At 71.6% G+C, this 9,349-nt stretch carries 10 protein-coding genes; 5 read left to right on the forward strand and 5 right to left on the reverse strand.

Annotated features, from left to right (window positions below; translation table 11 throughout):
• Positions 1–2 precede the first annotated feature (2 nt).
• Entirely contained in the window at positions 3–1,172 is a 1,170-nt protein-coding gene (locus tag ISP_RS15000) for a sulfotransferase family protein (RefSeq protein ID WP_013224717.1), read from the forward strand.
• Here ISP_RS15000 and ISP_RS15005 read toward each other — a convergent pair.
• Complete coding sequence (locus ISP_RS15005; RefSeq protein ID WP_013224718.1) at positions 1,162–2,355, reverse strand: glycosyltransferase; 1,194 nt, start codon at positions 2,353–2,355, stop codon at positions 1,162–1,164. The two genes, ISP_RS15000 and ISP_RS15005, sit on opposite strands and share 11 nt — an antisense overlap.
• Before the next feature lie 48 nt (positions 2,356–2,403).
• Between ISP_RS15005 and ISP_RS15010 the strand changes: the two genes are divergently transcribed.
• Positions 2,404–3,033, forward strand: coding sequence for a TetR/AcrR family transcriptional regulator (locus ISP_RS15010; protein ID WP_013224719.1), 630 nt, complete (start codon positions 2,404–2,406; stop codon positions 3,031–3,033).
• A gap of 25 nt (positions 3,034–3,058) precedes the next feature.
• Here the strand turns inward: ISP_RS15010 and ISP_RS15015 are convergent, their stop codons facing one another.
• From ISP_RS15015 to ISP_RS15025, 3 genes are all read right to left on the reverse strand, one after another.
• Positions 3,059–3,454 (reverse strand): hypothetical protein, encoded by a 396-nt coding sequence (locus ISP_RS15015; RefSeq protein WP_013224720.1) that lies wholly within the window; start codon positions 3,452–3,454, stop codon positions 3,059–3,061.
• A gap of 41 nt (positions 3,455–3,495) precedes the next feature.
• The gene (locus ISP_RS15020) at positions 3,496–4,122 is read right to left on the reverse strand and encodes a hypothetical protein (RefSeq protein ID WP_141748492.1); all 627 of its coding nucleotides are present in this window, start codon (positions 4,120–4,122) and stop codon (positions 3,496–3,498) included.
• Positions 4,123–4,446: 324 nt separating this feature from the next.
• The gene (locus tag ISP_RS15025) at positions 4,447–6,120 is read right to left on the reverse strand and encodes a GGDEF domain-containing protein (protein WP_013224721.1); all 1,674 of its coding nucleotides are present in this window, start codon (positions 6,118–6,120) and stop codon (positions 4,447–4,449) included.
• Between the two features lie 126 nt (positions 6,121–6,246).
• On the opposite strand from ISP_RS15025, the gene ISP_RS15030 reads away from it, so the two are divergent.
• On the forward strand, positions 6,247–6,594 hold the full coding sequence (locus ISP_RS15030; RefSeq protein ID WP_013224722.1) for an ArsR/SmtB family transcription factor: 348 nt from the start codon (positions 6,247–6,249) through the stop codon (positions 6,592–6,594).
• Positions 6,591–7,226, forward strand: coding sequence for an SRPBCC family protein (locus ISP_RS15035; protein ID WP_013224723.1), 636 nt, complete (start codon positions 6,591–6,593; stop codon positions 7,224–7,226). The genes ISP_RS15030 and ISP_RS15035 overlap by 4 nt, the downstream gene beginning before the upstream one ends.
• Here ISP_RS15035 and ISP_RS15040 read toward each other — a convergent pair.
• On the reverse strand, positions 7,223–7,585 hold the full coding sequence (locus ISP_RS15040) for a PASTA domain-containing protein (protein WP_230468787.1): 363 nt from the start codon (positions 7,583–7,585) through the stop codon (positions 7,223–7,225). The genes ISP_RS15035 and ISP_RS15040 overlap by 4 nt on opposite strands.
• Positions 7,586–7,646: 61 nt before the next feature.
• Between ISP_RS15040 and ISP_RS15045 the strand changes: the two genes are divergently transcribed.
• Positions 7,647–9,209 (forward strand): deoxyguanosinetriphosphate triphosphohydrolase family protein, encoded by a 1,563-nt coding sequence (locus tag ISP_RS15045; protein WP_013224725.1) that lies wholly within the window; start codon positions 7,647–7,649, stop codon positions 9,207–9,209.
• Positions 9,210–9,349: the final 140 nt, after the last annotated feature.

A 9,349-nucleotide genomic window follows, 5' to 3' on the forward strand; every position in this document is an offset into this window, starting at 1 on the left:
CGATGCTCCCCGGCCGCGAAGACGTGGGCACCGTCGAGGACCTGCACGCCTCGGCGTCGAAGCTCACCGGCCTCGGCGACTTCGGCGCCGACGAGTACGTCGAAGGCCTGCGCGTGCTGCTGGAGTCGTACGAGGCGGACGAAGAACTGACGCCGTACGGCAACAAGGTGCACCGGGCGATGCTGCGCGGCGCGCTCGTGGCCCGGCTGCTCAGCGAGGCGTCGTGGAAGCAGAACCCGGGGTACGCGGACGTCCGCCTGGAGCGGCCGATCTTCGTCACCGGGCTGCCGCGCACCGGCACGACCGCGCTGCACCGGCTGCTCGCCGAGGACCCCGCGCACCAGGGTCTCGAAGTGTGGCTCGCCGAGGTCCCGCAGCCGCGGCCGCCGCGGTCGTCGTGGGCCGACAACCCGATCTTCCAAGGGATCCAGGCCTCCTACGATCGCCACCACGTCGAGCACCCGGAGTTCATGGGCGTGCACCACATGTCCGCCGACCAGGTGGAGGAGTGCTGGCAGCTGCTGCGCCAGTCGATGCGGTCGGTGTCCTTCGAGTGCCTCGCGCACCTGCCGCGGTACTCGCGCTGGCTGGCCAAACAGGACTGGACGGACGCCTACGCCCGGCACAAGCGCAACCTGCAGCTGATCGGGCTGCCGGACGCGGGCCGGCGCTGGGTGCTCAAGAACCCCAGCCACCTCTTCGCGCTGGACGCGCTGATGGCGAACTACCCGGACGCGCTGGTGATCCAGACGCACCGGGCGCCGAGCACGATCATGGCGTCGATGTGCAGCCTGGCCGAGAAGGCCGCGGACGGCTGGTCTTCGAAGTTCCGGGGCGAAGTGATCGGACGTGGGCAGCTCGACCTGTGGGCACGCGGAGCCGACGAGTTCGGCTGGGCCCGTGCGCGCCACAACCCGGCGCAGTTCTTCGACGTCCGCTACGAGGACTTCGTCGCGGACCCGATCGGCACGGTGTCCACTGTGTACGACCACTTCGGACTGGAGTTCACGCCGGAGGCGCGGGCGGCGATGACGGCGGTGCACGAGGCGAGCCGGACGGGGGAACGGAAACCGGTGCACCGGTACAGCCTGGCGGACTTCGGCCTGACGTCCGAGGAGGTCGACGAGCGGTTCGCGAGCTACCTGTCGGCGCACGGCTCGCTCAACCGGTGATCAGCTGCACCACCTCGTCCATCGTCGGCCCGGCGGCCATTTCGGCGGCCAGCTCCCGCGCCCGGTCGCGGTAGCGCGGATCGTCGAGGACGGTGCGGACGGCCCGCCGCAGCGTCCGCGGCGTGGCCGAGGCGCGGGCGCGGCCGATCCCGGCCCCGGACCAGGTGACCCGGGCGGCGACCTCGCGCTTGTCCTCGCTGGCCCCGACCACGACCAGCGGCACGCCGTAGCGGAGGGCGTGGTTGACGCCGCCGTACCCGCCGTTGCCGACCATGGCGGCGCAGCGGGGGAGCAGCTCGTCGTAGGGCAGGAAATCGGCCACCCGGACGTTCTCCGGCAGCGGGCCGGGCCGCAGGAGCTCGCCGCACGTCGTCGCGACGACCAGGACGTCCTCGCCGGCCAGCGCCTCGATGGTGGGCTCGACGAGCCGGCCGAGGTCGTCGTTCGCGACCGTCCCTTGGGTCACGTGCACCACCGGCCGGCCGCCGTCCAGGTCGGCCCACCACGGCGGCAGCGGGTGCTCGCTCGCCGCGCTGACCGTCGTCGGCCCGATGAAGTGCAGCGGCACCCCGGTGCGTGGGTACTCGAAGCCCGGGCAGGTCATCTGCAGGACGCCGTCGCTGAGCAGGGGCCAGTCGGTGAACAGCAGGCCGGGGTCGCCGCCCAGCAGGTCTTTCGTCAGTTTCCGCGCCGGCCCGGTCACCCACGGCACGAGCGTTTTGAGGAGCGCGGCGCGCAGGGGATGCCCGGGCGGGCCGGTCGGGACCGGCGGCATGAACGGCAGGAACCCCAGGGTCAGCAGGCGCGGCCGCCGTTCGCGCCGGACCAGGGCCAGCCCGGCCATCATCAGCGGATCGCACAGCACGACGTCGGCTTCCTGCGCGTCGATGACGCTCAGCTGGGCAGGCATGGCGCGGACGAAGTGGGTCAGCTCGAACCGTGCGAGATCGAGCCCGCGTCGCCCGGCCCGGCCGGGGATGCTGCCGTCCAGGTCGGTCTCGTCGAAGTCGGCCTGTCCGGGCAGGAGCCGCACGGCGGCGCCCAGGTCTTCGAACGCCTGCCGGTAGCGCGCGCCGGTGACGACGGCGACGTCGTGACCGGCGGCGACCAGCGCTCCGACGATCGGCTTGGTCGGCCCGACGTGACCGCGCGCGGGCTGCACGCAGACGAGTACCCGGGTCATGGCCCCTCCCTCCCGCTATTGGTCGATACGCTGTACCGTCCAATATTGATGACGATACCGGATTCCGAAGGCGCGCGGCGCCGTTACGCGTCGCCGGTGCGGGAGGCCCGCGCCCGGCGCACCCGGGCCCACGTGGTGGCGACCGCCGGGAAGTTGTTCGCCGCGCGCGGTTATGCGGGCACGAGCATGCGGCAGATCGCGGCGGAGGCCGGGGTGAGCCTGGAGACGGTGACGCAGACGGGCCGCAAGCCGCAGCTGCTGCTGGCGGCGTTCCGCGACGGCTTCGCGGGCGACCCGGACGCGATGAACCTGGACGCCTTGGCAGGCCCGCCTGGACCGGCGGACCTGCCGGCGGTGGTGTCCCGGGTGGCTGTGGGCGTGCGTGGATCATTGCCGATCTGGCGCGCGTTCACGACGGCGGCCGCGGCGGACGCAGAGGTGGCGACGGCCCGTGCGGAGCTGGCGGCGGTGCGCCGGGCGGAGATCGCGGAACGCCTCGCGGCGGCGGGGCTGGCGCCGGAAGGTGGTTCTGTGGGACGGCTCGCCGATGCGATCGGGCTGATCATGTCGCACGAGGCTTATGACCACCTGACGGCGGTGTGCGGGTGGCCGCACGAGGAGTACGTGACGTGGGCGGCGGTGGCGATCCAGGCGCAGCTGACGCTCGGCTGGCAGTGAGGGCGGCCCCGGCTCAGCAGGCAGTTCACCGATCCTGGTGCTCGTGACCCAGCGGTTCCAGGGTGACGGCGAGGTCGATGAGTTCGGGAAGAGTTCGCCGGCCACTGAGGCAGGCGGCCGTCTCACCGACCCAGCACGCCACGGCTTGGCCCCCCTTCGGATGTCCGGGGCCGAGAGTGAACAGCTCGCGGTTCTCGCGGACGATCCTCGTCCAGTCGTCATCATCCGCGCGGATTGCGCGGGACAAAGTGAGGAAGAGGACGCCCCGTCCCGGGGCCTGCCACGAGAGGATGACGTTCAGGCGTGAACGAGGGACGAGGGCATGAAAGAACCCCTCCGGTGTGGGTCGTGGCACAACCAGCGGGAAATCGACTGCGTTCGAGGTGTCAGTCAGGGTGAGTAAACGCAGATGGTCGGACATGCCCTCGCCCTGTCGCTGTGATGGCAATTTCTCAGGTCAGGTTACCACACTGGCGGAAGGGTTCCGAGGTCATAATGGTGCTGGCAGATCAGTTGCTCTGGGAAATTGATCTCGTCCACAACGCACGCGTCGGGATAGCCGGTCCAGCCGATGCCCCGGTAGGTAGTGAGAATCTCGTCGGAGTAGATTCGGAAGAAGCCGGCACATGCGGTGCCTGTGTCGCAGTGGTACTCGCCGGGTGACAGTACGGACAGACATTGATCTTCACATTCGTCCTCGACTCCGGGGGCCACGGAGAAGCCGTCCTTGGCGAGATAGTTTCCGACATACAGCTTCCACAAGGCCGGGGTGCCGTAGCAACTGACTCCGGTATTCCACGAGCCGTCCACCCGGGTCATGGTGTATGGGCCGCCGACTGGCCCGTATCCGGTGGCGTAGAAGTAGGGACTTTCCCATGTGATGTCGCAACTGGCTTCGGGCGTCATTTTGTTCGTGGCGAGGTTCTTGTTCTTGAAGGTCAGCTTCAGGTGCAGTGGTTTGATGTCCAGTGACTTCGTCACTTTGACTTTCAATGGCGTAGTCTGCGCGTCCGCTGTCCCTGTCGCCAATGCCATCACGACGGCGATTACGCTGAGGATGGACACGGCATGCCGCATGAATCTTCGCATCATTGACTCCCCGAAATGATTGCATTAGAATTCAAGAAAGGCGTGCTTCATTCAGGGCGCGCTGCCTGCGGTGTCGAACCTCCCCGTGTTTCTTGTCCGCATTTTGGTAGCCATGTCGCGAAATGCCGGTTGGATCGACTTTCTGCGCGGCAGCTTCCGCAGCGTCCGCGGCTGGAAGTGCTGGATTCGTAAACCAAGGGTGAGCAGTCCTCCATGCGTCCGGAGTTGCTGCGGTTGCTGGACGGCCGGGCGCGCCAGATCGTGGCGAACCGGCCTGAGCTGACGGAGGCAGTGCCCGTTCAACGCACCGAAGGCAGCCCGGGGTCAGCCCGCGGCAGCCTGCAAACCGCGGGTTCCGATGCCGCGCAGTACTTCCACCCGCTCCGAGCCCGGGCGGCTCAGCACCCAGCTAGACCCCGGCACCGCCTTCGCGCGCTTCTTCAGCGGCGCCAGCAACCGCGAAACCTCCTGGTACGAACCGATCGCCCCGCTCGAGCAGACCAGCGTCGCCAGCGACACCGTCACCGGCAGCCCCTCCGCCGACCAGGAGCGGTCCAGCAACGCCCCCGCCACCGTGGCGATCTCGTCGACGTCGCACACCACCAGGAAGTCGTCGCCGCCCACGTGGCTCACGCGCATCCGGCGCAGGCCGCCGGCCAGCTCGGTCAGTGCCGCGCCGAGCTCGCGGATCAGGTTGTCGCCCGCCGCGAAGCCGGCCGTGTCGTTGATCGCCTTGAAGGCGTCGATGTCCAGCCAGGCCGCGACGAACGGCTCGCCGATCGTGATGCGGCGGGCGACGTCGCGGGCGATCGTGTCGCTGCCCGGCAACCGCGTCAGCGGGTTCAGCGCCGCGGCCGCCTCGACCTTCGCCTCGGCCACGCCGCGGACCACCTCGGTCACCAGCACCACGCCGAGGCAGCGGCCGAGCTCGTCGACCACCACCACGTCGTCGCCCGTGCGGCCCCAGTCGGCGTCGGTGACCAGCTCGAGGAACTCCATCGCGCCGGCGCGGGCCTCGATCGTGTGCGGGGTGTCCGCGAGCCGGGCCGCCGGGCGCTTGGCGTGCAGCGCGTGCCCGTACGGGCCGGTGACCGCCACCAGGAACCGGGTCCGGTCGACCGACCAGCGCGGCCGGCCGAGCTCGTCCACCCCGACGACGCCCGACGGCGCGTCCGCGGCCGCGAGCACCTCGCGGACTTCGTCGCACGTCGCCGTTTCCGGCAGGGTCGTCGCCGGGCGGAGGAAATCGCCGACGCAAGGCGCCGGTGCCCCCGGTCCGGCTGCCGGGCGGCCGCGCGTGAGCAGGGCCGGCGCGGGACCGGCGGCGGTCGGCGGCGCGAGGAGGTGCCCCTGCGCGATCCGGACGCCCAGGCCGCGGACGGCGTCGAGCTGCGCGTCGGTCTCCACGCCGGTCGCGACGAGCCGGGTGCCGGTGCGGTTCGTGTAGTGCAGCAGCGCCTCGACCACCGCGACCGAAGCCGGGTCGTCCGGCAGCCCGCGCAGCACGGTCCGGTCGAGCTTCACCAGGTCGACCGGCGCCTCGACGAGCATCCCCAGCGGCAGGTCGCCGCGGCCCAGGCCGTCGAGCGCGAGCCGGAAGCCGAGTTCGGTGAGCTCGCGCATCCCGGCGAGCGCGCGGCCGGCCGGCAGCGGCGCGAACGGCGGCCCGATCTCCAGGACGACGTCGCGGGTGCGGCGGCCCGCGTCGCCGAGCTCTTCGAGGAGGTCGTCGTACATCGACGGCGGCGCGGCCAGGGTGCGGGCGGAGAGGTTCAGGTGCAGGGGGAGCGATGTCGGGTTTTCGGCGTCCTGCCGGACGGCGGCCACCGCGAGCCCGAGGTCGGCCTCGGCGAGCCTGCCGTCGCGGCGTGCCTGCGCGAGCAACTCGGGGACGGTTCCGCGGCCGGGCCTGGCCAGCGCTTCGTACGCCACGACGCCTCCCGTGTGGAGGCTGTACAGCGGCTGGAAGGCGAAGCGGACCGCGCGTGGCGACTTCACGGCCCCGATCGTCGCGGGTCCTGCGGCGAAGCGGAACCGATGTCGACTGATGTTCATCGGGGTTACTCACATCGGCGTAAATACTCAGCCTTGACTTATATAAGTCGGCGCTTGTAGCTTGGCCGGGTGCACGCGTTCGACGTCCTCGGCGACCCGGTCCGCCGCCGGATCCTCGAGCTGCTGGCCGACGACGAACGGGCCGCCGGCGCGGTGACCGAGGTGATCCGGGCCGAGTTCGGCATCTCGCAGCCGGCCGTCTCCCAGCACCTGAAGGTGTTGCGGGACAACGGCTTCGCGGTCGTCCGCCAAGACGGGACGAGGCGGCTGTACGCGGTCGGCCACGCCCCGCTGCGCGACATCGACGACTGGCTCGGCCGGTTCCGCCGGTACTGGACGCCACCGCTGGACGCACTGGCCACCGAAATCGCCCGCGGCAAACGCGCCCGGCGCCCCACCGAAGGAGACACCCCGTGATCGACGTCAGCCACCAGATCAGCGCCGTCCGCCGGACCCTCGGCGACCGGGTGCTCGAGGGCAAGGAGGCCCGCGTCCTCACGATCAGCCAGGTCTACGACACCGACGTCGACGACCTGTGGGACGCCTGCACCGACCCCGAGCGAATCCCGCGCTGGTTCCTGCCGGTGACGGGCGAACTGAAGGTCGGCGGGAAGTACCAGCTGGAGGGCAACGCGGGTGGCACGGTCGAGCGCTGCGACCCGCCGAAGAGCTTCGCGGCCACGTGGGAGTTCGGCGGCAACGTCAGCTGGATCGAGGTGCGGCTGACGCCCGAAGGCGCGGGCACCCGGTTCGAGCTGGAGCACGTCGCCCACGTCGACGAGCGCTGGGAGGAGTTCGGCCCGGGCGCGGTCGGCATCGGCTGGGACGGCGCCCTGGTCGGCCTGGTCCTGCACCTGGGCGCGCCGGGCACGGCGGTCGACCCGGAGGCGGCGATGGCCTGGATGATGTCGCCCGAGGGCATCCGCTTCATGACGGCGTCGAACGAGGCCTGGTACGAAGCCGACGTGGCGGCGGGAGCGGACCCGGAACAGGCGCGCGCGGCCGCGGACCGCACGCTGAAGGCGTACACGACACTGCCGGAGGCCTAACGGTCGGTGTACTTGACCGCCGTCAAGGTGATCACCGCGTCGGCGTCGACTTCGGTGCCGGCGGGCGGGTCTTGAGCCGTCTGGCGCCAGTTGCGGTCGATCACCAGCGCGCGGCCCTGGCCGGTGCCGTCGACCTCGCGCAGGTTGTAGAGCCCGGCGCGCTGCATCGCGTTCTGGGCGTCCTGGTGGTTCATGCCGGAGACGTCCGGGACCTTGATCCGCTTCGCCGGAGCGGAGGCCGAGGTCGAGGCTGACGTCTTGGTGGTCGAGGTCGTGGTGCCGGGCGAGCCGGGCGGGGTGCCGCACGCGGCCGCGGCGAAAGCGAGCGCCGCCAGGGTCGTGACCATCCGTCGGGACATACCTCCGGGGTACCCACGCGCCTGCCCGCCGTTCAGGTGAACCTGCGGATAGGGTCGGCGCATGGATCAGGAGACCGACCCGCGGACGGCCCGGCGCGATCCCGTGGCGAACGCCGGCGGGTTCACCGACCTGGCGACCAGCCCGTTCCGGATCGACCGCGACCGGATCGCCGCGTCGCCGTTCTTCGCGCGGCTCGGCGGGGTGACGCAGGTCGTCAGCGCCGCGGGCGCCGGGCTGCTGCACAACCGGCTCACCCACAGCCTCAAGGTCGCGCAGGTCGCGCGGGCCATCGCCGAGCGCGTCACGAGCGGGCCGGACGCCGGGCTGGCCGACAAGCTCGGCGGCTGCGACCCCGACGTCGCCGAGGCCGCCGCGCTCGCCCACGACCTCGGGCACCCGCCGTTCGGGCACCTCGGGGAGCAGACGCTCGACCGGATCGCCCGCCACCGCTTCGGCCTCGCCGACGGCTTCGAGGGCAACGCGCAGACGTTCCGGATCATCACCACGACCGACGTGCGCGGGCCGTCGGCGATCGGGCTCGACCTGACCGCCGCGGTGCGCGCCGCCGTCCTCAAGTACCCGTGGCTGCGGCTGCACCACCCCGCGCCGCACCCGTCCGAGCTGGCGGTGCCCCCGCGCGGGGCGGCCGAGCCGGGCGACCTGCCGGGCACCGGCGCGGCCAAGTTCTCCGCCTACGCCACCGAACTCGACGACTTCGAGCAGGCGCGCGCGGCCTTCGCGGGCCGCGTCGAAGGCTGGCAGCAGACGGTCGAAGCGTCCGTGATGGACACCGCCGACGACATCGCCTACGCCATCCACGACCTGCAGGACTTCCACCGCATCGGCGTCCTGCAGCACGCGCCGGTCGCCGCGGAGCTGGGGCAGTGGCTCGAGCACGCGGTGGAGCTGGCGTCGCTGGACGACGAGACGCTGCACGCGGACCTGCGCCGCCCGGGCCGCTCGCTGGAACGCCTCCGCCGCCGCCTGCACGCCAAGGACGCCTGGATCGTCGACGACGACGCGTTCGCCGCCGCGGTCGCGCGGGTGCGTGCGGAGCTGGTCGACGGCCTCCTGGCCGGCGAGTTCGACGGCTCGATCGAGGCGGAACAGGCCACGGCGGCGTTCTCCGCGAACTGGACGGCCCGCCTGGTCGACGGCGTGTACCTGCTGCCCTCGCCGTCCACCCGCACCGGGCACGTCTCGCTGCGGCCCGCCCAGTGGCACGAGGTCCAGGTGCTGAAGTTCGTGCACCGCCGGTTCGTGCTGCTGCGCCCCGACCTCGCGCTGCACCAGCGCGGCCAGGCGGGGGTGGTGACGAGCCTGGTCGACGCGCTCGACGCGTGGCTGCTCGACCGCGACGAGGTGTCCCGGTTGCCGCGTCGGCTGCACGACCTGGTCGAGCTGGCCCGCGCCGAGTACGCGGGGCTGGCGCGCTCGGCACCGGAGCTGCTGGTGGGGGCGACGGGGGAGCCGGTGACGGGAGCGGACGCGGTGCGGGGGCTCGCGCGCGGGCGGGCGGTGGTCGACTTCGTGGCTTCACTGACCGACAAGCAGGCGGTGACCCTGCTGGACGCGCTGTCCGGGCGGGCCTCGCAGCCGTGGTCGGATTCGTTCGTGCTCTGAGTGGAGTGCGCGGGCCGGCGGCCGGGAAGCCGGCTCACGGGTGGTCGCGTACCGGAGCGGCGAACTCGCGTGCCTGGACGGACGACTCGCGTGCCTGGACGGACGACTCGCGTGCCTGGACGGACGACTCGCGTGCCTGG

This window comes from Amycolatopsis mediterranei (assembly GCF_026017845.1).
GTDB classification, from domain to species: Bacteria; Actinomycetota; Actinomycetes; order Mycobacteriales; family Pseudonocardiaceae; genus Amycolatopsis; species Amycolatopsis mediterranei.

Bases quoted from the DNA above. Each gene is read 5' to 3' on its own strand.
- ISP_RS15000 (WP_013224717.1), top strand. From the start codon at position 3: ATGCTCCCCGGCCGCGAAGACGTGGGCACCGTCGAGGACCTGCACGCC.
- ISP_RS15005 (WP_013224718.1), bottom strand. From the start codon at position 2,355: ATGACCCGGGTACTCGTCTGCGTGCAGCCCGCGCGCGGTCACGTCGGG.
- ISP_RS15010 (WP_013224719.1), top strand. From the start codon at position 2,404: ATGACGATACCGGATTCCGAAGGCGCGCGGCGCCGTTACGCGTCGCCG.
- ISP_RS15020 (WP_141748492.1), bottom strand. From the start codon at position 4,122: ATGCGAAGATTCATGCGGCATGCCGTGTCCATCCTCAGCGTAATCGCC.
- ISP_RS15040 (WP_230468787.1), bottom strand. From the start codon at position 7,585: ATGTCCCGACGGATGGTCACGACCCTGGCGGCGCTCGCTTTCGCCGCG.
- ISP_RS15015 (WP_013224720.1), bottom strand. From the start codon at position 3,454: ATGTCCGACCATCTGCGTTTACTCACCCTGACTGACACCTCGAACGCA.
- ISP_RS15045 (WP_013224725.1), top strand. From the start codon at position 7,647: ATGGATCAGGAGACCGACCCGCGGACGGCCCGGCGCGATCCCGTGGCG.